The sequence below is a fragment of the Desulfonema magnum genome (genome assembly GCF_017377395.1).
Lineage (GTDB): Bacteria > Desulfobacterota > Desulfobacteria > Desulfobacterales > 4be13 > Desulfonema_C > Desulfonema_C magnum.
This window is the reverse complement of the sequence record NZ_CP061800.1, coordinates 931,270-952,553: the sequence shown is the minus strand read 5'-3', so window position 1 is coordinate 952,553 and position 21,284 is coordinate 931,270. Positions and strand designations below refer to the sequence as shown.

Sequence of the window (21,284 nt, the reverse complement as noted above, 5' to 3'; positions counted from 1 at the left end):
TTTCAATAGGGCTTTCTCCAGATGTAAACACATTTTCTCAATATTTCCCGTCCGTGATCCCCCATTTGCTGACTGCTGTTTCCCTTGCCGTTGGGCAATACCAATACGTTTTCAATATGAAAGCCTGCATCTTCCGCAATTTTTGACAGAATCAGATCTGCGGAAATGCTTGACCCTGCATAACGCACATTGTCATTCACCATAAAAATTACTCCGCCATTTTTCAGCAGTCTGAAACAATCCTGTATCACACAGGCCATTTCATAGAAATACCCTCTGACCATCCTGGGTATCCCGTTGTTATTAATCGCTCCGGCAGCTTTTTTGTGTTCCAGATAAGTTATGACAGATTGCAGCAGTTCATTATTTTCACATGATCTGACAGCCGGCGTCCAATCCCTGTTGAAATTCAGAAGGTCTTTTTCACGATTTTCCACTGTGCAGCTTAACATTTTCTGACGTAAATCAGACAGTTCTTGTTCCTGAATTCTCAACAATGCATGCTCAAGGGCATATGTTCTTGTGTAATCATATCGGTTACAATAGGGAGGAGATGTGATAACTGCCTGATATTTCTTATGCTGAAGCTTGGGTAATATATTCAGACAGGAATCAGAATACAGCTTGATATTTCTGTATGCGATATTTTGCGGGTCGGGATCTGAAAAAAGGTCCAATTGAATATTTTTACCGCTGAGATCATTGATAATTTCATCAAGCTTGGAAGTGAAGGCTTCATCAAATGTATATATTTTGCCTTTGTCAAATGTATTCTGTCCCTTTCTTCTTCCTGAACGGTAATCCCAGCGAAGAAACTGCCCGTCCTTTCTGGTATAACTTATTGATTCCAAAATACATAATAAAGAGAAAAATAAAATGGCACTGACATTTTTTTTCTCTTTTTTTATTGCACTTAAAAACCGGGATACAGATGTTTCAGTATGTTCGGAATAAGCACCCGAAGTAATTCTGATACTGTTAATTTTTTCAGCAGGTTTAAATTTTTTCCACGGCAGGCTGTCCCTCCAGAATTTAATTCTGTCAACATCATTATTATTAAGATTACAAGCTGTTATTCTGTTCTTAATGATCTGCTGCCCCACCGGCAGCAGTTCAATTCCCTCAGCATCATATCCGGCTTCCGAAGATGCAAACAGCGTTGTTCCCGAACCTGCAAACGGGTCCAATATGATACCTTCGGGGATATGGTATTCAGACAGAAAATGCTTAACCAGAGAGGGTGAAAAAGCCTCCTTGTATTTATACCATCTGTAGGCAGACAGCTTCTTATTTGCCTGAAAACTTACCATCTGCCGGGTCAGATTGCTGTCCGTTTTTATGATACTTTGAAAATATGTAAACAGCTTTTCATCCAGAGAAGAGATATGTTTTATATATTCTTCAGTATCTTTAAAGTGTTTTTTCATAAGCTTGCTATATATTAAATTTCTTTCTATTGTTAGCAGATTGAAAAATTTTCGGGATAAAAGGAGTGCGGAAATTCCGCTACGCTCCGTTTCCGCACTCCGGAGGATAGCTGATTATTCATAGTCATCTTCATCCCAAAAATCATACTGTTCAGGGGCTTCGCCGTGGGACTCAAGAAGTGCCGGCTTTTTCATTTTGGAATTTTCCAGATCAATTTTTTCCAACATCACGCTGAATTCCCAGTTATCCCCGAAATCATACAAATAGACCATGGTTTCACCGGACTGAAGCGGCAAATCTCCGATAAAAAATTCAGCCGCGGAAATGCCCTCATCCATGTACGGATGAGTGACTTCCACGGAAACACCAAAACGATTTCTCAAGGTAAAAGCATAAAGATGATCATGGTCAAAATCAAAAGCATTCAGAATCTGGGTGCTGAAACTGTCCAGGGTCATTTTTCCCGGCATGGCAATACGTCTCCACGTCTGTGTACCTAGGGAGACCTTAAAAACAAAAGTGCCTTCCTGAAACTCGTGTTCAGGAATCTCCAAATTTTTACGCCATTCCGGAAAAAATGGCTGTATCAGCGGTTGCAGCTCTCCGATGGTCTCGCTGGCTTCGCTGTCATAAATTCTCAAGAAATATTCGAAGTTACCAGAAGAATCAGGAAGTAATTTCAAAAGCGCGTCCCCGAACGCTGTTCTCTGTATGTCTTTTATACGCCATCCTTTTCCTTTTTCGGGTTTTCCATGGCGCACAGATATAAGCCCGAACAATTCTGACAAGGCAACTCCGTATAACCCCGGATTATAATGAATTGACCTTTCCAGTATTGAAATTAACATGCTGTTTATATTGAGTTTACATAAATTAATCTCATGAAAATGCGTTTGAAACCAGCTTATATTTTAAGAATGCGAATCTGTAGTCAGACACTCGGATTTAAAATTTTTCTTGGCATACGACGGACTTCGTGATATACTGTACAAATATACGGTTCGGAAATATATGTCCGAGCCTCTGACCGCCCTGATTCCGGGTGCCGATATTATAAGGAGGTTCTTATTATGACAACGAAAACCGCTGAGGAACATTTTACCGAAGAAATGCTTCGTGCCGCCGAGGAGTTCGGAAAAATACTCCGCCCGTATTTCCGCCGGATGCCTGATGAGGATATGGAAACCCTTCTTCTCATCAGCATGGCGGTATTTCTCGGAGCGGACAATGTTTACCAGGTTATGCAGGTGCTCGGACTCCCGAAAACCGCCACCTATGACCTGGGGCGTCTAAAAACAGCCTTTTTGGCTTAATTTTTTTAACTACAATTTGGACCTCTTCATGTAATCAATTATAGATTCATCTTGATAATATATAGTTTGATTGTTATTTTAACATATTTACCATACTATTATGTCAATATTAATAAAATTACGAGGATTATTATGAGTTCAAAGTCCAAATTGATAAAAAGCAGAGATAACTGGAAGAAAAAAGCGATTGAACGTGGCAAGAATGCACGTTATCATGAAAAAGAAAAGCGCCGTATTAAAAAAGAGCGTGATAAATACAAGAAAGATGCCGATGAAGCCAGAAAACAACTGGAAAAAGAACGTCAGAAAAATACTCAGCCTGTTCACAACAAAGAAGAACTTATCTATATTTGTTTGAAGCTTTTTATAGTTGCTCATATAAGTTTCCGAGCGGTACCGAGAGTTCTCAGAGTTCTTGCTGATTACTTGGGAATAACAAAAGTCCCATGTGTTCAGACAATTATTAACTGGGTCACCCGATTATCCGTAGCAAGACTCCGAAATGCCGTCCCGCTGCGCGGGGCTGAAATTAACAGCAATCCGTTTTCCAACGGCTTTGTTTATATAATAGATATCAGTATTGCCTTAGGAAAAGGTAAAATTCTTACTTTGCTGTCATTGAATGCTAACCATCATGATTTGAATGAAACCGCTCCTACTCTTAAAGATGTAAACTGCGTTGCTGTTTCAGTAGCAGTATCCTGGACTGGTGAGGCCATAGCTGATTTTTTGAAAAAAGTTATCGGTATCGGGGGAATGCCGGTAGCATATCTCAAAGACGGAGGAACAGACCTTGCCAAAGCTACCAGGCTTTTGGCGGAACAAGGCCTTCCCAGTGTCAGCATTGACGATATATCACACACTGTCGCTAATCTTTTAAAACATGAATATCAGAATCATCCGATGTTTGATATCTTTATCTCTGCGGTCGGTAAAGTTTCAAAAAAATTCAAACAGACTGTTCTTGCCTGTCTTGCACCTCCGAAGGTTTCAACAAAATCAAGATTTATGAACCTCCGCCGCCTGGTGAATTGGGCGGCTCAGTTGCTCAGACATTCTCCGAGAGGTCGTGCCCCAAAGGGATCCGTCCTTTCAAAGCTGCGAGCAGGCATTGATCAGATTCCGAGGTGCAGAAATTTTATAGAATGTTTTCTTCGCGACTCAGGTACTCTTTCAGAATGCCAGAAAATACTTAAAACTAAGGGGCTTAACCTGGAAACTTATGAAGAAAGTAAAAAGCTGCTTGAAGCCATTCCTCCGCGATCATCTGTGCGTACAGGTTTTACTAATTGGTTAGACAAACATATCATAATTGCCAAGGAGCTTAAATTAGAAAATATAGGAATGCCAATAACTTCTGATAATATAGAGTCTCTGTTCGCAGTTTCAAAGCAACATGGAACCGGAGAGATAAAAGACGCCAATCGCATAGCTCTGCGCATGCCCGCCATGTGTGGTGAACTGACCAGAGAAGATGCCCGAAGAGTCATGAATATCAGTCTCAGAGAGCAACAAGAATTTTCAGAGTCTTTATTTTCTTTAACCAAACAACGTCGTAAAATCCTGGCAAACCCTGGCAGTCTTGAAATACTCTCGGATAAAACAGCAGAAAATTCTGAGTTTATTCCGGAGTCCGAAAAACGAGCAAAAAAAATTATAAATATAAATATTTCAAGTAATTGTAAAAAAATAACCGGCCCCCTGACCGAGTTGGAAAATCGAGCTGAATCGCTCCCGGAAATTAAGATTTCAGAGGCGGCATGCGGATAAAGTTTTTTTAGGTCAGAGGGATGGTCCAAAAAGCAGTCAAGAAATCGGAGTGAATTTAGACGCCCCACCTATGACCGTGTTAAAAACGTCAGTGTTTACTGCTGGCGTAAGTTCCTGCAGAATCACCTTTACAGCATCGCTGTTCCTCTCCTGCGGGAGAGGCTCACCATGAGCGATGCCACAAAAAGCCGGGACGGACTGATTATGGCAGTCGATGACTCCGTGATTGCCCGTATTGCCACGGAACTCGGCTATGTATGGAAATGGTGGAGCGGCCAGCTTAAACGCGTGGCGAACGGGCAGAACGTGATCGCTCTGATTCTGGTAATCGGCGACATTATTCTCCCTCTCGACGTGCGGATAGTCTCCAAACAGGGCAGGGGGCTTAAAACCAAGCCTGAGATATATGAGGAGATGCTGAAAGCCGCCGAAGCAAAATTCGAAGCCGCGGGCATTGACATCAGCCGCCTCGGAACTACAGGTGATGCGGCATATTTTTCTCAGGATATCGCGGCATTCTGCCGCGGTGAATGTTCGGAAGAAGCCTCGTCCGAATCGGATGCGTCAGCTACAGACACCGGCCTTGCGAACGAAGATGCCGAATCGTCCGATCCCGCACTCTTACTGACTCTTACCGGAATTTTCCGCGGCAAGGACAACTACGTCTTTGAAATTGACGGAGAAATCCGGAAGGCCGGCCAGTGGCGGAAAAATTTCAAAGATCGTCTTACTCCCGGATGGGGAACAGACGGACAGCCGGTGTATCGAACCGAAGCAGTAAGCGAAACCTTCGGCGAGGTTATTCTCGTCTTCTATATTCCGAAGGGGAAACGGGCGGTCAGCTACCTTATTATAGCAGGACGACCTCTGCGTAGCAGCGAGGCACTGCATGCCTTCGCCTTCCATCATCGCATCGAAGAATTCCGGAAGCTCCTCAAAGACACTCTCGAACTGGGAGCAATGCATCTCCGAGATCGGAAGGGGGCTCATGCCTGCGTCGGCGTCAAAGTCATCGCATACCTCGTCGTCAATATGATGAAGCAGAATCTGAGGAAGCTCCGACGCTTCCGAAATGTGACCATTAACAAGTTAGTCAGACTCTGCCCGAAGTTCGTTGACGTCCGAAAAATTTTCAAAGAGCATTTTCAGAGTATTATTCCCAATAATCACACGTTGGATAAGGCTTTAGCGTGATTTCAGAAAGGTCAAATGAATATGATCTTCTGTCCTGCTATCTCCGGCAAGCTTCAGCCCCTTAGAAGGTATTTTTTCAAAAAAATTTTTCAACACTGCAATGGTAAAATCCATTCCCGAGTGTTTGTACTCTCCCAGTATTTCCGATTTTCCCCGGATCAGCCATGATTCTGCCAGCGTAAAATAACGTTCTGTAAGATTAAGTTTTTTCCAGGAGTTGTGAATATCACTATCCAAAACCAGACGCTTTTTTGCACCCACGCCTTCCACACGAGCCAGACCTGAGGCACGAACCAAAAGATAAAGCCCGTTAATATGCGGATATGCTTTTTGCATGGGACGTTTGAGACCAATTTTAAGCGGCCGGGTCAGTTGGGAATTAAGTTCACCAAGCGACTTTAGAGCCAGCAAACTGGTCTTATTGGTCAGTTTGCATCCCTTTGGTCCGATGAATTTTAAAAAGGTTTCAAAATCACGAAGAACGCTGCCAGGACTGTCTTCGTTAATAACCTGTTTCTGAAGAATTTTTTGATATTTGAAAGACAAAGAAGTGTTTTTCGGAAAATCAACGACATTACCCATAATTGTAAATCATCTCCTTGTATGAAGGTGTTAGGTGTTAGGTGTTAAGTGTTAGGTGTTAAGTGTTAGGTGTTAGGTGTTAAGTGTTAGGTGTTAAGTGTTAGGTGTTAGGTGGTAAGTGTTAGGAAAAAACATTGATTGGCCGCAATCGTAATCTTGCCGGAGTCAGGGTGTCAGGTGTCAGGAAAAAACATGAAACTTTCATTTTTCGCTGTGAGCGCGGAGCCATGACTGTTTAAGAAAGATATCTGTCCGCAATATCCGGAGTGCCAAAGTTGTACTTTGGCAGTATATCCGAAACATTTTTTCCCTTCGTTCCCTTATTCCCAAGCTCTGGGTTGGGAACGTCTCTGAAAACAAAACTCCGCTGTCGTGTATCCGGCAAAAGCGGAGATTTCCTTGATACCGGGGCAATGTTAAGCCATAAAATCCTGAGTGTGATCATCTGAAAAATCAAACACGACTTTATACAGTCCGGAGCTGTCAGCCTCAAGTTTCAGTTTAGCAGAAAACGCGCTCCCTTTTCTTGACATGAACCCGAAAAGCGTATCTGTAATGCGGTTTTTAAGAAGCTGTATTGCGGCTTTTTTTGAAATTTCTTTCTGTGCCACGGTTTTCCAAATAATAAACTGACAGCCACCGCCTTCTTTTTTCCAATTGGAACAGCCATAGCCTTTTTCTCTTTCAACCACATCCCCTCCGCAGGCAGGGCATTTCCCCACGACAACCCTCTCAGGAAAATCAAACTGCACTTTCCATTCCCCGTCTTTCCGTGCCAGTTTGAGAGGAGCGGAAAATGGTGTGTCATTCCTTGAAATAAAGTCATCAAAAGGTCCGGCCTGTCCTTTGTGAAGAAGCTGTACAACGATCTCGGGCGTGATCTCTTTTCTGGCAATGGTTTTCCAGATGATAAACCGGCACCCGCCGTCCTCTGTTTTCCAATTGGAACAGCCATAGCCTTTATCTTTCTCAATTACCTCTCCGCCGCAGACCGGGCATTCCCCCAGGGCGTTTTCACTCATTTCCTTTTGAAAATCAGTGGGTTCAATCTGTACCTGCCATGTATCCTCTTCTTTCACCAGTCTGAGTATCGCGGAAAATTCTTCTTCATCTTCCGAAACAAAGCCGTTCAGCGGTCCGGCTTCTCTCTGGGTGAGAAGTGTTGAAAGAACATGAGTGGTGATCAGTCTTCCGGAAATGTTTTTCCAAATCACAAATCGGCAGGCTCCGTCCGCTTTTCTCCAGTTGGAACAGCCGTAACCTCGTTTCCCCTCAATAATCTCACCGCCGCACTCGGGACACACTCCCAACTGGGATGCAGGAACCGAGAAGTGAGAATCAGGGGTCGTTTTAAATTCCATTACTGTCTCCTCAACAAATGTTTTAATTCCGTTCAGAAATTCTTCATCTGAGCCTTCCCCCCGGGCAATCTGATTCAGTTGCATTTCCCAGCGGGCTGTTTCTTCGGGGGATGCCAGATTTTTGGCTATTTTAAATTGTCTCAGGGTTTCAATAAGATGACACCCCTTGTCAGTGGCAATGACACGCTTTTTCTTTCTTTCCGCATACCCTCGGCTCAGAAGCGTTTCAATGCTCTGTGCCCGTGTGGCCTGGGTCCCGAGACCCACATCCCCCCGGTAAATCTTTTTCAGTTCATCTTCTGAAACATATCTTCCGGGGTTGCTCATATCTTTTAAAAGCAATGCTTCCGAATATTCCGGCGGGGGAGTGGTCTTTTTGTCTTCAAGTTTTGTTTCTTTTACATTTGCATCGTCTCCTTTGGCAAGCGGGGGAAGGTTTTCCACTTCTGTCTCACTGCCGGAGGAAGCTTTGTCTTTGTCTGTTTCATAAATCGCCTGCCACCCGGGGCTGAGTATCCTTTTCCCTTTGGTACGAAAGGTCTCTTTCTCAACTTTGGTAAGGATTTCTGTCTGCTCAAATTCGCAATCCGGATGAAAAGCCGCAGCAAAACGTTTCATGACCAGTGCGTAAATTTTCATTTCATCTGCCCCTGCGTTTGAAATCGGGGCAAGGGGAATGAGCGCATGGTGGTCCGTGAGTTTGGCATCATTAAAAACCCGTTTATTGGACAGGTTTATCAGCTTTGCTTTGACACCGGCAAAAATGTCAGGATAAGCTTGTGAAAGTTTTTTGACAATCGCTTTTGCCATGCCCACGTTTTTGGAACCCAGCACTTTGGAATCTGTACGCGGATAAGAAAGGCATTTCCTTTTTTCGTAAAGATTCTGGGCAATATTGAGCGTGTTTTCAGCAGAAAAACCGAATTTTTTATTGGCTTCCTGCTGGAGATCGGTCAGGGAATAAAGCAGGGGCGGAGCCTGTTTTTTTTTCTGCTTCTTAACAGACTGAACTGCCCCGGTCTGATCTGTAATTTTTTCCTGAACCTTTAAGGCATCTTCTTTCGTGCTGAAGCGGGTCTCCTGCTTTCTGAACCAGGTTCCCCACCAAAACCCCTTATCATTGGTGAAACAGGCCCGAAGCACCCAGTAAGGCTCGGGCTTGAAGTTTTCCCGTTCCCTGCGGCGGTCCACCAGGAGCGACAGCACAGCCGTCTGAACCCTTCCCACACTGAACACACCGTCTATGTGACCACGCATCTTAATGGTGGCTGCACGGGTATCGTTCATCCCTACGAGCCAGTCGGCAATCTGTCGGGACTGTCCTGCTTTCCATAAACGGTCATATTCCGAAGCCGGCTTCAACGCGTTCATCCCATCTTTGACCACGCCGGGGGTCAGGGCCTGGCTGGTCCAGAACCGTTTTATTTTATCCTTATCCTCAAATCCGGAAAACAAAAGAATGGTCCGGGCAATGACTTCTCCCTCACGTCCCGCGTCCGTGGCAATTACGATTTGATCAACTGATTTTCGGGAGAGCAGTTTTTTAATGACGTCAAGTTGTGTTTCTGTTCTGGAAATAGGCTTGTATTGAAACTTGTCCGGGATAATGGGCAGCATGTCCAGACGCCACGATTTCCATTTGGAATCGTATTCATCAGGCTCAAGCAGTTCCACAAGATGACCCACGGCCCAGGTGATGATATAATTTTTATCCTCGATATAGCCGTCTTTTCTGCCATTGACATTCAGGGCTTTGGCAAAATCGGCAGCGACCGAGGGCTTTTCCGTAAGGATAAGTGTTTTCAACAGATTGTTCCTTTTTATACAGGAATTTATAATATTTTGATAACTATAGTTTTAAAAAAAGTATCTCCTGATCCGGAGTGCCAAACTTGCAGTTTGGCAATATTTCTCGATAATCAGGGAGTTGCCAAACTGCAAGTTTGGCACGCCGGCCAGTCTCTTTCCAAAGCCTGTATTTTCCAGAGCAAAAGTTCCTCCCACACTGAAAGTTAAAAAACTTTGCCAAACTGCAAGTTTGGCACGCCGGCCAGCTTTTTTTATTTATACTCACTTATATCTTGCGCGCAAGAATAAATTATGATAAATTTTATTTTATTATGAAACAATATGTAATTGATGAACTCAGAATAAAAGATTATGAAAAGATTAAGGCTTATCTGGAAATGAACTTCGGTTCTTCCCAAATGGGCGGAATTTACTGGATTCCCCTTGATGAAAACATTTTTACGGATGTCCAAGCTGAACATAAACAATGCCAGCCATTTTATTTTGCTGTGGAACTTGAGCCGGATCGTATGGTATGCGAGCTTTTGGTACGCACTCAGAACAGGATACGCTGTGACTGCATAAATTATGCAACCGAAAGCCAGCGCAACTGGCTTATCCGTCTTGTTGAGGACATATTTGATCAGCTTGAAATAATAACTTAGTCAGCTTCTGCCTGAGAATAAGCGTTTCCGTCTCAAGAACTCAGCGCCTGATCAATCATCGGATCGGACGGCGGGGGCGTGTTCGTGTTTGAAATTGATTCGCTAAATATGGGCGGCTATTAAAAAAAAGATTGTTCATCAGGTTGTATGGGGAAACGATTATATTTATCTCAGAACACATGGATATTTCAATATTATCTCATTGAGTAAGCAAAAAAAAGTGTGGAACAATTGAAATGATATATTTTCGACTTTCTGACGATATGCTGATAAACGGGCATGACCTGCCGGTCACAACGAAGTATGAAAGTTTTGCTTTTTTTCCTAACACTTAACACCTGACACCTAACACTTTCATATAAAATAAATGAGACTTATTCTTGATACAAATATTTTTGTTTCCGCACTTAAATCAAATATGGGGGCTTCATATGCCATTATCTCACAACTTCCTTCTGATCAGTTTCAGATTGCTCTGACGATCCCTTTATATATCGAATATCAGGATGTTCTCACACGACCGGAACATATGAGCGGAACAAGCACAAAAGAGGAGATTCTCGGCTTTTTACGTTACGTTTGCGGTATTGCCCACAGACAGCAGATTTTTTTTCTCTGGCGTCCGTGGCTCGAAGATCCGAAGGATGACATGGTTCTGGAAGCGGCGTTTGCCTCTCGGAGTCGGTACATTGTCACTCACAACCTCAGAGATTTCAGAGGTGTTGAAAAACATTTCGGCATTACGCCGCTAACTCCCGGAAAATTTTTAAACATAATAAGGAACCACCAATTATGAGTCTGATAACAGTGGAATTACCGAAATCCTTACATATGAAAATCAGCGAACTGTCCGAAGCCGAAGGGATATCGGCAAATCAGTTTATTGTTCTTGCTGCCGCTGAAAAGATGTCCGCCCTGCTGACCGAAAATTATCTGGAAGAGGAAGCCCGGAGAGGGAAGCGCGAGGATTTCGAGAAGGTTCTGAAAGCCGTCCCCTGTGCAGAACCAGAGGAACATGATCGTATCTGATGAAAGTGGGTTATGGGTTCCTAAATGAAGTTGTGTGGTAACCCGTCCCTTAGGCCAGTGTGTTCTTTAGCATTAGCTTGCGATCTGATTTTTTTGACCATATTTTATGAAGAGACTTAAAAAATGAGTGAAGAGCATTCCAATATAAAAAAGGCTTGCAGAACAGTTTTTCCAATGGGTTTCGGCGTTCAAAAACTTGAAGACGGAATGATAATATCAGAATTCGTTGATACAGTTTATAATGAGGGATATGATGCTGAAACTATTCTATAACTGAAGAAAGAGCGAGGTTTATTATTGAATCTTTGAAAAAAGCTATGAATGGTGACGAAAATGATGCGGAATAATCTTGCTTTTTTTGATTCAGTAAAAAATTCTGCTTTTATTATATCATCAAAATATGCAGAACCATTTAAGCCTGAAAAGAAAAAAGGAAAATATTCTTTCTATAAATCCGAAGTTATTAAAAAAGAATTGTTGTATGAGTCGGATATGGGCAATTTTAAAGGTTGTCTGGAAAAAAGATCAGCTTATAATGAAATCATTGAATTTGGAAAGAAGAGATTCCCAATTACAAAACAATGCCTGTTTCAACGTCTTGCTGAGTTACAGGAACGATGTGATCCGGAAGAGAATGAAGAAATTTCGTTAGGTTCACTAAAAAGCATGTTACTTTTTCTTTTTTCAGTAAAGAACTTAAAAAAGCCTGTGATCACGTTAAATGATATGGGCATTTTTCAAACAAGCTGGAAAAAAGACAGAAAGAATTTGCTTACAACAAGTTTTATTGACAACTGGTCTTTGAATTATGTGATTTTCAGACCCAGCCGTCATACCCCTGAACGGATCATACTGAACGGCGTTATGAATGAGCTGGACTTTAAAGATTATCTTCTTGAGATGAGACTGAAGCCTCACAGAAAAAAATAATGAATGAAATCACAGAGGGAAATGTCGCACGCTATTGTAAGCCTTCTTCATTGGATGAGGACGGATATCCGGCCAGTTCAGCATTTCAAAGACGACCAAATCGCAACGAAAGATATTTGTCTGCTTATCTGCTTGAATTCTTTAAGAATGACAGCGAGAAAGAAAATGTTGCCGAAGTCAGAAAGGAAATAAAAAAACATTTTAATTTAAAGAAAAACGGATTGTATGCGATTCTTAATATTGAACAATCTAAAGCAGATATAATGAAAGAAATAAAAAAACGGATTTCTTATAAAGAGACGAATCTGCCTCATTGTGGAATTTTTCATGACTATGATGATCTCGTGATTTCCGAATTGCTTGCCGAATGTGTGCAAAGCAAATATAAAGTCAAAGATGTTGAATGATAATTCCCGCTGCTGGTGAGCGGCGTGCTGCTGACTGATAACTGTCAATTAGCTCACAGAAAAGAAAGGTTTTTTCGTGATACAAACAATATTTATTATTTTATGGACGGTGTTTGCGACAGCTTTTTTTGGCACCCTGACCATTATTGTTGCCTGTTTTAATTATAAAGGTGATTTAACCCACGGAGTTACAAGATTATGGGCAAAAAGCATCCTTTTTGCAAGCCGCATAAAGGTTACGATAAAGGGTATTTCCAATTTGGATCCTGCCAGTTCTTACATTTACATGCCGAATCATCAGAGCCTTTATGATATTCCGGTTCTTCTGGCAGCGCTTCCGTTTCAGTTCAGATGGCTTGCAAAGGTGGAACTTTTTAAAATCCCTATTTTCGGGCAGGCCATGAGACGTGCGGGTTATATCAGCATTGACCGGTCCAACCGAAAGTCTGCGTTTCAAAGCCTGAAAAAAGCAGCAAAGATTATACGGAATGGCGTATCTGTTCTGATTTTTCCGGAAGGAACCCGCAGCAAAGACGGAAATATCAGCTCCTTCAAAAAGGGCGGCTTTGTTTTGGCAATTGATTCAGGTGTTCCGATCATACCTGTTATTATTCACGGAACAAGAGACATCATGCCTACAAAGCAGATGCTTATCAGACCCGGAAATGTTATTCTGGAAATAAAAAAGCCCCTTGAAACATCCGCCTATACCCGAAAAACCAAAGATGACCTTATGAAAAAAGTCAGACATATTATTTGTGAATCTTTTGAAAAACAAAAAAATCAGTGATTGGTGACTGGTGATTGGTGACTGGTCATCAGTCAGCACTCCGAATTACTCTTTTCTAATCACAAATTCCCAATCACAAATCCCCAATCATACATGACACATGACACATGACACATGACAAAAAATTAAAAATCATTCCTCTTGGCGGCCTGGGAGAGATCGGCCTCAATATGATGGTCGTTGAATATGACGGCTCTCTTATTGTAATTGACTCGGGCCTGATGTTCCCTGAAGACTATATGCTGGGCGTTGACTTTGTAATTCCGAAAATGGATTACATAAAAGAGAGAAAGTCCGATGTCGCGGGAATCATATTAACCCATGCTCACGAAGACCATATCGGCGCACTGCCCTATCTGCTTCGGGAGGTTGACGCACCGGTGTTCGGAACCCCTTTTACGTTGGGAGTTGTACGTCATAAGCTTGAAGAGCATGACCTTCTTTCATCTGCTTCATTAAATGAAATTTCTCCGGGACATAAGCTTAATATAGGCGAATTTGAGCTTGAGTTTATTCATGTCAGCCACAGCGTTGTGGATGGTGTCGGCATTGCCATCAGAACGCCCCTGGGTCTTATTGTTCACACAGGTGATTTTAAAATCACCCACACGAACATTGATGGCATGATGACCGACGTCAACAAATTTGCCCAGTGCGGAGAAAAAGGCGTTTTGGCCCTGCTGTCGGATTCCACAAATGTGGAAAAGGAGGGCTATACCATTTCTGACAGAGAAATCGGCGAAACCCTGAGACGTATTATTTCAAAAACCACAGGCCGTGTGATTGTGGCGCTTTTTGCTTCCAACATCGGCCGAATACAGCAGATTATTGATGTTGCAAAGGATAAAGGCAGTAAGGTCATTATTAACGGCAGGAGTATCGAAGTAACAGTCAGTATTGCAAAACAACTTGGATATCTCCATATTCCCGAAGATATGGAAATCGGGATTGACCAAGTCAGTGATTTCCCGGATGACATGGTTGTGATCATCACCACCGGCAGCCAGGGGGAACCCATGTCCGCCCTTGCCCGTATGGCCAGCGGTATCCATAAGCAGGTCAAAATACGGGAAGGGGATACGGTGATTCTTTCCTCAAAATTTATTCCAGGTCATGAAAAGGCCATTGCAAAGATCATCAATAATCTTTACCGAAGGGGCGCGGATGTGATTTATGAAAAAATATCCGAGATTCATGTGTCAGGTCACGCGTTTCAGGAAGAATTAAAGATGATGATCCATCTGACAAAGCCCAGGTATTTCATTCCCATTCACGGAGAGTTTCGGCATCTGATTCTTCATGCACGGCTGGCCGAACAGATCGGCATTCCAAAATCCAGAATTCTTCGTGCCGAAGACGGGCAGATCATTGAATTTGACGAAGCAGGCGGGAGAATTCAGGACAGCATCGAAACCGGCCGTGTGCTGATTGACGGCAAAGGGATCGGTGATGTGGGCCGGGATATCCTCAAAGAAAGACGGGCCTTGTCTGAAGATGGCTTTGTGGCTGTCACTCTGGCTTTTGACGAGGAAACAGGGATTGTGGTCTATGGCCCTGAAATTATTTCAAAAGGTTTTGTTTTTGAAACTCAGACCGGGCATCTCCTGGAAGACGCTATCTGTGTTGTTCTGGAGATCGTGGAAGATGTGGAGCCTGATGTTCCGGACAGAATAGAAAAAATACGGGCAAGAATGCAGGCGGATCTGAGAAGATATTTTAATTTTACTATAAAACGTCGTCCGGTCATTCTGCCTTTTATTCTGGAAGTGTGAGGCTTGAAACTTGAAACTTGAAACTTGAAACTCGAAACTTGAAATATGCGTAAAGATTTTGCTGGAATTTTTTTGTTTTTTCTTGCTGTTTTTACGCTGATCAGTCTTTTGTCATACACGCCTTCTGATCCTTCGGGTCATCATGCAAGGTCACAGGATGATATTCATAATTTTTTTGGTTTGCCCGGAGCGTATATATCAGGCAGTCTGACAGAACTGTTCGGCTTTAGTGCATTCTGTATCCCTGCATTGCTTGTTTTCTCGTGTATCCGTTTTATGGGAAATGATCATAGAACGGCTGTTTTCAGAGGTGTGGCCGGCGCAATACTCCTGATCATCGCTACGGGAACTCTCTTGGCTTTCCGACAAGATTATTGTCTTATTTTCGGACATACTGTCACAGCAGGCGGGGTGGTTGGTATGTTATTGAAAGCATATCTCATCAGCGTTTCCAATGTCACCATCGGCGTGATCATGTTAATTTTTATGTGGATGTTCGCTTTTCTTCTTGTTACAGGGCTTTCCATGATGCCGCTGATATCTGTTTTTAATTGTTGCGGCCAGATGTTCACCCGAGGTATGAAACGTGCAGCAACGCTGTTCATCATCCGAAAAGAACAGCGGAGAAGAGCAAAAAAACGCTTACAAGCGGCTAAAGAAAATGCCGGAGATGCCTTGGAAAATGATATTTATGATAAAAATGAGATTTCTGAATGAAAATAAAAAAAGGGGCTTAAATCACATTTAAGCCCCTTTTTTTATTTTATTTGGAAATTTCCTTCAGAATTCTGATCACTTCCTCAGTTCCGATCTTCCCGTCTTCGTTGGTATCAGCGTCAGAACACATATCACCGGTGTCTCTTCCTGTCAGCAGCTTTAATATCCGTAACAACATCCTGCATGTCGGCAAACCCGTCCGTATTGGTATCACCGTCCATACATCTGTCCACAACAAGTTCAGCCACCGTATCCGCGGCAGCATCTCCGAGGTCATCGGTTGCCCGGGTCACATTGTTCATGCCGTCGCCGTCCGTATCATAAGAGAGGGTTCCGGTGAGCGGTATGGTCTCCCCTGCCGCAGCTCCGGATTTCACTTTCAGTTCAGAGGAGATTTCCGCATTTTCCCCTGTCCCGATGTCGCCGGTCCGCTCGATCTGATTCAGTTCGCTGTTGTATCCGGGAGCGAACACTCTTATAAGAGTACGGAAAGATTGTCTGTTGCATCATAAGTACCTCACCAAAAGTTTTTTATATTTTTTTATAAATCTCATTGCCTGCTGTCTGCTTATTCTCGGATTGGAAAATATTAAAAACTTTTGCACAGGTACCTAAATGTTTTTTTATGTGGTAAAATCTTATGAATTATGCTAATTGTTAATGAATTATGCTAATCGTTGGTAAATTTATATTTCCGTTATCAGGCCGGGTTCGGATTTATGGATTCAGCTTAGTCATTCAGTATGTTTCCGGTGTGCCAAGATTAACTTTTCAAAATTTTTTTAGAGTGATAACCATAATTATGATGTCATAACACATAGGAAAAAAAGATAAAAGGATGTCAATATGAACAGAATTCAGTATAATTCCCCTGTTATTCTCACCTTCTCCATTATCGTTGTGATGATTCATCTTGTTAATTCTGTTCTGATTCATGAGTTCACACTCCGGTATTTTGTCGTAAGGCCGAGCATGTCGTTTTTAAATCCGCCGGATTATTTTCGGCTGGTGTCGCATGTGCTTGGTCACGGAAGCTGGCGCCATTTGTTCAGCAATCTCACCTATATTCTGCTTCTTGGCCCCCTGCTTGAAGAAAAATACGGCAGCCTCACCATTCTTGTGATGATGCTCTTTACAGCATTTTTTACAGGGATTATAAATGTACTTGTATTTTCCACCGGACTCTTTGGCGCGAGCGGTATTGTATTTATGCTGATTATCCTGGGTTCCATTGCGGATATAAAGCAAGGTACCGTTCCGCTGACATTCATACTCGTCGCGGGTATCTTCATCGGAACCGAAGTTTTTAACGCGTTCCGTGGCGACAATATTTCACAGATGGCTCATATTGTGGGCGGATCGATGGGAGCGGCCTTCGGATTCGCACTTGCAAAGCCATTGAAAAAAAACAAAGCCGTTGAAAAAAAACAACCCGTTGATTTTTTAGAAAGTCCGAACAGATGGAAAGACACTGACAAATAAGGAGAACCGATTCATGCCGAAAACATATCAGAACATCGAAACCAAACTCATTCATGCCGGGGAACCTGAAGAGCGTATCCGGGGATCTGTCAGTCTGCCGGTATTTCAGTCCTCCACGTTTGAATACGGGGGACAGAGCAGCTACCATGATCTCAAATATATTCGTCTGAACAACACCCCGAATCATATTGCCCTTCACAAAAAACTGGCCGCGTTGGAAAATGCCGAGGCAGCCCTTGTCACGGCCAGCGGCATGGGGGCAATATCCACAACGCTTCTGTCACTTCTTTCCCCGGGGGATCATCTTCTGGTACAGAACTGCCTGTATGGGGGCACGCATGATTTCATTACCAAGGATCTGACAAAATTGGGCATTTTTTATGATTTTATTGACGGAAGTGACCCGGAGTCCTGGGAACCCAAATTGCGGGCCGAAACCAAAGTGATCTACGTTGAAAGTATGACCAATCCTCTCTTACAGGTAGCAGACCTCATCGCTGTTGTTGAATTTGCCACGGCTCATCACCTCATTTCCATGACAGATAACACCTTTCCCAGTCCCGTCAATTTCCGAGCGCCGGAACAGGGTTTTGATCTTTCGCTTCATAGCTGCACAAAATACCTTAACGGGCATTCAGATATTGTGGCCGGCGCTGTGATCGGCCGCGGGGAACTGATACAACAGATCACACACAAGCTGAATCATCTCGGAGCATCCCTTGATCCGCATGCGTGCTTTCTGCTTCACCGGGGGATGAAAACTCTGGCCGTGAGGGTAAGGTATCAGAATGAAAGTGCGCTGGCCATTTCAAAATTTTTGGAACATCATCCCGCGGTTGAAAAAATAAACTATCTCGGACTTGAAAGCCATCCTGACCATGAGCGTGCCAGGGAGTTATTTGACGGCTTCAGCGGGATGCTCAGTTTTGAATTAAAAGGAGATGTCGAAGTGGCTGACCGTTTTATTCAAAATACAACGCTGTCCATCAGCGCACCAAGTCTGGGCGGTGTGGAAACCCTCATCACCCGACCTGCGACAACATCGCATTCCGGCATGTCTCAGGAAGACCGGCAGGCATTGGGGATATCTGACAGACTTATCCGTTTATCCGTGGGGCTGGAAGCAACCGAGGACCTGATTGAAGATTTTGATCAGGCGTTAACTCCCTGATATTTGGAATCTGTAAATTTCGCACAAAAATATCCCGAACGGGGTTGCAACCCCCTGCGGCGGGATGTTCAATCCCTCTCCGAGAGATATCGAAATCTGAAATGAAAGAAAATCAGCACGATATTATCTATTCCGAACTTTTCCGGCCAATTACCCGGGCTGCCAGGCAAAGATTACTGGAAAAGACAGGTGAAAACTACCTTTTGCTAACCCGATCCGCTCATGCGGGTCTTGAACAATGGCTGCTTCGAAGGCTCGCTGAAACGGCTCGGCCATTGTTAAACCTGAAATTTTCCGCATTTCAGGCTGTCCGTCAGCCATCTTTTCTCATTCAATCCCGGGAATCCGAACCCGATGAGAACTTGCATCAGGCATTTATCAGCGAGATACTTGAGAATGGATGCTCCTCCCTTTTTTGTGAATTCGCCGTTTTTGAAAAGCTGCTGAAAACCCTTATCAACTTCTGGATCGAATCATGCAGAGAATTTCTCGAACGGCTCCGTGCTGACTGGCAGACATTACAGAAAACTTATGCGCCCGACCGGACAATCAGCCAGATCACTGAGGCCAGAGGAGGATTGTCTGATCCCCATCACCAGGGCCGCTCAGTCATACTTGTCGTGTTTGATTCCGGTCTGAAACTCCTTTACAAACCCAGGAATCCTGATATTGATTCCGCGTGGTTCGATCTGCTCCGCTGGTTCAGCCGGAACACTGATTTCCCCGAATTCAAAACCCTCGGCATTATTTCCCGAAAAAATTACGGGTGGATGGAATATGCCGGATATCAACTTTTTGAACCCGGGGATGAGTCTCTGGGATACTATTATCGTGCAGGAATGCTCCTTTGCCTGATTTACGTTCTCGGGGGATCGGATTTTCAGCATGAAAATGTCATGGTCTGCGGAAAATATCCGGTGCTGATTGACTTGGAAACCCTTTTACAACCCCGTGTACGATATGAAAGCGATATTCTGTCCCCTGTTCAGAGACGATTTTCCGGGACAGCCCTGGGCACGCATTTTCTCCCAACATGGGAAACGGACGCGAAAGGAAATCCGTGTGATGTAAGCGCCATGGGAAAACTTCCCATTCCCTCGGAACATGAAACAGAACGGTTCATCCGGGGATTCAGCAAAATGTACCGTTACTTGGCGGAGCACAGGACAGTATTCATTGGAAACAGGAGCCCCCTGAAAGGATTTATACGTCAGAACATCCGGATGATCTTTCGTGACACATCGCTTTACGAACGCATACTGAAAAGATCGCTTGATCCCAAATTTCTCAGACATGAACAAGATCGCAGAAAATTTCTCGAATCCTGTCTGACCCGGCTTCCGGTTGCTTCTGACGCACTGCCCTGTATCCTTCCCCGATGTTACGCGGAAATAGAAATGATGGAAGATATGGATATCCCATATTTCCGGACAGACGCAGCCAATAAGGGGTTATATTTCTCCTCATCCGGATGCCTTGAAGATTATTTTGCCAAAACCGCTTATGACCGAATGAACTCCCGTGTCAGAGGCTTAAATGAAAGAGAACTGGCAAGAGAAATTGCTTTTATCCGCAGTTCCTTTTATTTTCGCAGCGCATTTACTGATGAGATTTCCATTCAAAGACCAAAGGCTTTGAAAAAGGAAAATGCCGAACCCCTGACCGCTGAAAAACTCATGGAAACTGCCCGGGAAATCGCAGATCATATCCGGGAAATGGCGATTTTCTCCGGAACCGGGGCTGTGTCATGGGCCATTCCGGAAGATATCATCGCCTCTGACGGACGACCGCTCTGGCGATTCCAAGCCCCGGATTATTTTTTGTACCAGGGAATTAGTGGTATCGCCCTGTTTCTCTCGGCAATGGAACAGGTGCATCCGGGGGCAGGCTATGGAAAACTGGCGAGCAAAGCCCTGGAACCGCTTTGCACGCGTGCGGAGAATGATGCCATTCCTCGCAATGCAATGCTTGGCGCAGGTAGCGGGATCAGCTCCCTCATTTATGCGCTGACCCGGATCAGCAGGTTTTTGGAAAAACCATCGCTTCTGAAAACTGCTCGTAATATTTGCGCTCTTATGACAGATGGTCTGACTGAGGCAGATGAAAAATTTGATCTTCTGGACGGTTCTGCCGGTGCGATACTCGGATTGCTGGCCTTATATGACGCGGCTCCGGAGACCGAAATCCTGGAACGGGCTGTTCAATGTGGCAGGCACTTGCTGGCAAAGCGGAGTGCGGATGAATCCGGGCTCCGGTCATGGAAGACCATCCGGGGAAAGAGGATTTCGGGAATGGCCCACGGCACCGCAGGGATTGCTTACGCACTGCTCCGTCTGTACGCGGTGACAAACCAGGAGGTATTCAGGCAGGCTGCCAAAGAGGCGATTGCGTTCGAGAACACCTTTTTCTCACCCGATAATGGCAACTGGCGGGCATTCGGTTCTCATGCGGAGGCCCCTGATTTTTGGAACAGTTTTTGCCACGGTGCACCGGGCATCGGTCTGGCCCGTGCGGGCGGGCTGAAGAAACTCGACACGCCCGAAATCCGAAATCATATTGAAATCGCAATTCAGACCACCTGTGATGACCCGTGGGACGGCCCGGATTTTGTCTGTTGTGGCAATTTCGGCCGGATTGAATTTCTGCTGGAGGCTGCCAAACGCCTCAAGCGGAAAGAACTGCTCAGAGCCGCACATGAAAACGCTGCGCGGATTCTGGCTCGTAAAAAAAAAGAGGGAAATTTCAATTTGTTTGAGGACTTCCCCGCGCCCGTGGATAATCCCGGGTTTTTCAGGGGGAGCGCGGGCATCGGCTATGTATTGCTGCGGCTGGCGTATCCGGATCAGTTTCCGTGCGTGCTTTTGTGGGAATAATTTTGGAAAGAC

At 44.1% G+C, this 21,284-nt stretch carries 20 protein-coding genes; 15 read left to right on the top strand and 5 right to left on the bottom strand.

Features of this window, described 5'->3' with window-relative positions:
• Positions 1-2 precede the first annotated feature (2 nt).
• The gene (locus tag dnm_RS03795) at positions 3-1,427 is read right to left on the bottom strand and encodes a DNA methyltransferase (RefSeq protein WP_207681388.1); all 1,425 of its coding nucleotides are present in this window, start codon (positions 1,425-1,427) and stop codon (positions 3-5) included.
• A 114-nt stretch (positions 1,428-1,541) separates the two neighbouring features.
• Entirely contained in the window at positions 1,542-2,216 is a 675-nt protein-coding gene (locus dnm_RS03790) for an IS1096 element passenger TnpR family protein (RefSeq protein WP_207681387.1), read from the bottom strand.
• Positions 2,217-2,498: 282 nt separating this feature from the next.
• Between dnm_RS03790 and dnm_RS03785 the strand changes: the two genes are divergently transcribed.
• The 3 genes from dnm_RS03785 (at position 2,499) to dnm_RS03775 (ending at position 5,705) form a co-directional block, all read left to right on the top strand.
• On the top strand, positions 2,499-2,741 hold the full coding sequence (locus tag dnm_RS03785; protein ID WP_207681386.1) for a hypothetical protein: 243 nt from the start codon (positions 2,499-2,501) through the stop codon (positions 2,739-2,741).
• Between the two features lie 132 nt (positions 2,742-2,873).
• Positions 2,874-4,511: a hypothetical protein gene (locus dnm_RS03780; protein ID WP_207678195.1), complete on the top strand. Its 1,638-nt coding sequence runs from the start codon at positions 2,874-2,876 to the stop codon at positions 4,509-4,511.
• A gap of 168 nt (positions 4,512-4,679) precedes the next feature.
• Complete coding sequence (locus dnm_RS03775) at positions 4,680-5,705, top strand: hypothetical protein (protein ID WP_207681385.1); 1,026 nt, start codon at positions 4,680-4,682, stop codon at positions 5,703-5,705.
• On the opposite strand, the gene dnm_RS03770 is transcribed toward dnm_RS03775, so the two are convergent.
• Positions 5,697-6,287 carry a hypothetical protein gene (locus dnm_RS03770; protein WP_207681384.1) on the bottom strand — a complete coding sequence of 197 codons (591 nt, stop codon included), beginning with the start codon at positions 6,285-6,287 and terminating at the stop codon, positions 5,697-5,699. The two genes, dnm_RS03775 and dnm_RS03770, sit on opposite strands and share 9 nt — an antisense overlap.
• Before the next feature lie 416 nt (positions 6,288-6,703).
• Positions 6,704-9,454 (bottom strand): DNA topoisomerase 3, encoded by a 2,751-nt coding sequence (locus dnm_RS03765; RefSeq protein WP_207681383.1) that lies wholly within the window; start codon positions 9,452-9,454, stop codon positions 6,704-6,706.
• Positions 9,455-9,768: 314 nt separating this feature from the next.
• Here dnm_RS03765 and dnm_RS03760 point away from each other — a divergent pair, with 314 nt between their 5' ends.
• From dnm_RS03760 to dnm_RS03720, 9 genes are all read left to right on the top strand, one after another.
• On the top strand, positions 9,769-10,101 hold the full coding sequence (locus dnm_RS03760; protein ID WP_207681382.1) for a hypothetical protein: 333 nt from the start codon (positions 9,769-9,771) through the stop codon (positions 10,099-10,101).
• A 367-nt stretch (positions 10,102-10,468) separates the two neighbouring features.
• Positions 10,469-10,897 (top strand): putative toxin-antitoxin system toxin component, PIN family, encoded by a 429-nt coding sequence (locus tag dnm_RS03755; protein ID WP_207681381.1) that lies wholly within the window; start codon positions 10,469-10,471, stop codon positions 10,895-10,897.
• The gene (locus tag dnm_RS03750) at positions 10,894-11,130 is read left to right on the top strand and encodes a hypothetical protein (RefSeq protein ID WP_207681380.1); all 237 of its coding nucleotides are present in this window, start codon (positions 10,894-10,896) and stop codon (positions 11,128-11,130) included. Before dnm_RS03755 ends, dnm_RS03750 begins: the two co-directional genes overlap by 4 nt.
• A gap of 123 nt (positions 11,131-11,253) precedes the next feature.
• Positions 11,254-11,403: a hypothetical protein gene (locus dnm_RS03745; protein WP_207681379.1), complete on the top strand. Its 150-nt coding sequence runs from the start codon at positions 11,254-11,256 to the stop codon at positions 11,401-11,403.
• A 219-nt stretch (positions 11,404-11,622) separates the two neighbouring features.
• The gene (locus dnm_RS03740) at positions 11,623-12,060 is read left to right on the top strand and encodes a hypothetical protein (RefSeq protein WP_207681378.1); all 438 of its coding nucleotides are present in this window, start codon (positions 11,623-11,625) and stop codon (positions 12,058-12,060) included.
• Positions 12,060-12,467: a hypothetical protein gene (locus tag dnm_RS03735; RefSeq protein WP_207681377.1), complete on the top strand. Its 408-nt coding sequence runs from the start codon at positions 12,060-12,062 to the stop codon at positions 12,465-12,467. Before dnm_RS03740 ends, dnm_RS03735 begins: the two co-directional genes overlap by 1 nt.
• 76 nt (positions 12,468-12,543) lie before the next feature.
• Entirely contained in the window at positions 12,544-13,257 is a 714-nt protein-coding gene (locus tag dnm_RS03730; RefSeq protein ID WP_207681376.1) for a lysophospholipid acyltransferase family protein, read from the top strand.
• 107 nt (positions 13,258-13,364) lie between these two features.
• The gene (locus tag dnm_RS03725; RefSeq protein ID WP_207681375.1) at positions 13,365-15,029 is read left to right on the top strand and encodes a ribonuclease J; all 1,665 of its coding nucleotides are present in this window, start codon (positions 13,365-13,367) and stop codon (positions 15,027-15,029) included.
• A gap of 45 nt (positions 15,030-15,074) precedes the next feature.
• Positions 15,075-15,746 (top strand): DNA translocase FtsK 4TM domain-containing protein, encoded by a 672-nt coding sequence (locus dnm_RS03720; RefSeq protein WP_207681373.1) that lies wholly within the window; start codon positions 15,075-15,077, stop codon positions 15,744-15,746.
• Positions 15,747-15,877: 131 nt separating this feature from the next.
• Here the strand turns inward: dnm_RS03720 and dnm_RS03715 are convergent, their stop codons facing one another.
• Positions 15,878-16,219 (bottom strand): hypothetical protein, encoded by a 342-nt coding sequence (locus tag dnm_RS03715; RefSeq protein WP_207681372.1) that lies wholly within the window; start codon positions 16,217-16,219, stop codon positions 15,878-15,880.
• Positions 16,220-16,592: 373 nt separating this feature from the next.
• On the opposite strand from dnm_RS03715, the gene dnm_RS03710 reads away from it, so the two are divergent.
• From dnm_RS03710 to dnm_RS03700, 3 genes are all read left to right on the top strand, one after another.
• Entirely contained in the window at positions 16,593-17,228 is a 636-nt protein-coding gene (locus dnm_RS03710; protein WP_246556188.1) for a rhomboid family intramembrane serine protease, read from the top strand.
• 13 nt (positions 17,229-17,241) lie between these two features.
• Positions 17,242-18,399, top strand: coding sequence for a trans-sulfuration enzyme family protein (locus tag dnm_RS03705; protein ID WP_207681371.1), 1,158 nt, complete (start codon positions 17,242-17,244; stop codon positions 18,397-18,399).
• Between the two features lie 101 nt (positions 18,400-18,500).
• A complete protein-coding gene (locus tag dnm_RS03700; protein WP_207681370.1) occupies positions 18,501-21,272 on the top strand; it encodes a type 2 lanthipeptide synthetase LanM family protein in 2,772 nt (923 codons plus the stop codon).
• Positions 21,273-21,284 lie beyond the last annotated feature (12 nt).

Coding starts and splice junctions, on each gene's coding strand:
- dnm_RS03795 (WP_207681388.1), bottom strand. CDS start 1,427: ATGAAAAAACACTTTAAAGATACTGAAGAATATATAAAACATATCTCT.
- dnm_RS03785 (WP_207681386.1), top strand. CDS start 2,499: ATGACAACGAAAACCGCTGAGGAACATTTTACCGAAGAAATGCTTCGT.
- dnm_RS03780 (WP_207678195.1), top strand. CDS start 2,874: ATGAGTTCAAAGTCCAAATTGATAAAAAGCAGAGATAACTGGAAGAAA.
- dnm_RS03775 (WP_207681385.1), top strand. CDS start 4,680: ATGAGCGATGCCACAAAAAGCCGGGACGGACTGATTATGGCAGTCGAT.
- dnm_RS03770 (WP_207681384.1), bottom strand. CDS start 6,287: ATGGGTAATGTCGTTGATTTTCCGAAAAACACTTCTTTGTCTTTCAAA.
- dnm_RS03760 (WP_207681382.1), top strand. CDS start 9,769: ATGAAACAATATGTAATTGATGAACTCAGAATAAAAGATTATGAAAAG.
- dnm_RS03755 (WP_207681381.1), top strand. CDS start 10,469: ATGAGACTTATTCTTGATACAAATATTTTTGTTTCCGCACTTAAATCA.
- dnm_RS03750 (WP_207681380.1), top strand. CDS start 10,894: ATGAGTCTGATAACAGTGGAATTACCGAAATCCTTACATATGAAAATC.
- dnm_RS03745 (WP_207681379.1), top strand. CDS start 11,254: ATGAGTGAAGAGCATTCCAATATAAAAAAGGCTTGCAGAACAGTTTTT.
- dnm_RS03740 (WP_207681378.1), top strand. CDS start 11,623: ATGGGCAATTTTAAAGGTTGTCTGGAAAAAAGATCAGCTTATAATGAA.
- dnm_RS03735 (WP_207681377.1), top strand. CDS start 12,060: ATGAATGAAATCACAGAGGGAAATGTCGCACGCTATTGTAAGCCTTCT.
- dnm_RS03725 (WP_207681375.1), top strand. CDS start 13,365: ATGACACATGACAAAAAATTAAAAATCATTCCTCTTGGCGGCCTGGGA.
- dnm_RS03720 (WP_207681373.1), top strand. CDS start 15,075: ATGCGTAAAGATTTTGCTGGAATTTTTTTGTTTTTTCTTGCTGTTTTT.
- dnm_RS03710 (WP_246556188.1), top strand. CDS start 16,593: ATGAACAGAATTCAGTATAATTCCCCTGTTATTCTCACCTTCTCCATT.
- dnm_RS03705 (WP_207681371.1), top strand. CDS start 17,242: ATGCCGAAAACATATCAGAACATCGAAACCAAACTCATTCATGCCGGG.
- dnm_RS03700 (WP_207681370.1), top strand. CDS start 18,501: ATGAAAGAAAATCAGCACGATATTATCTATTCCGAACTTTTCCGGCCA.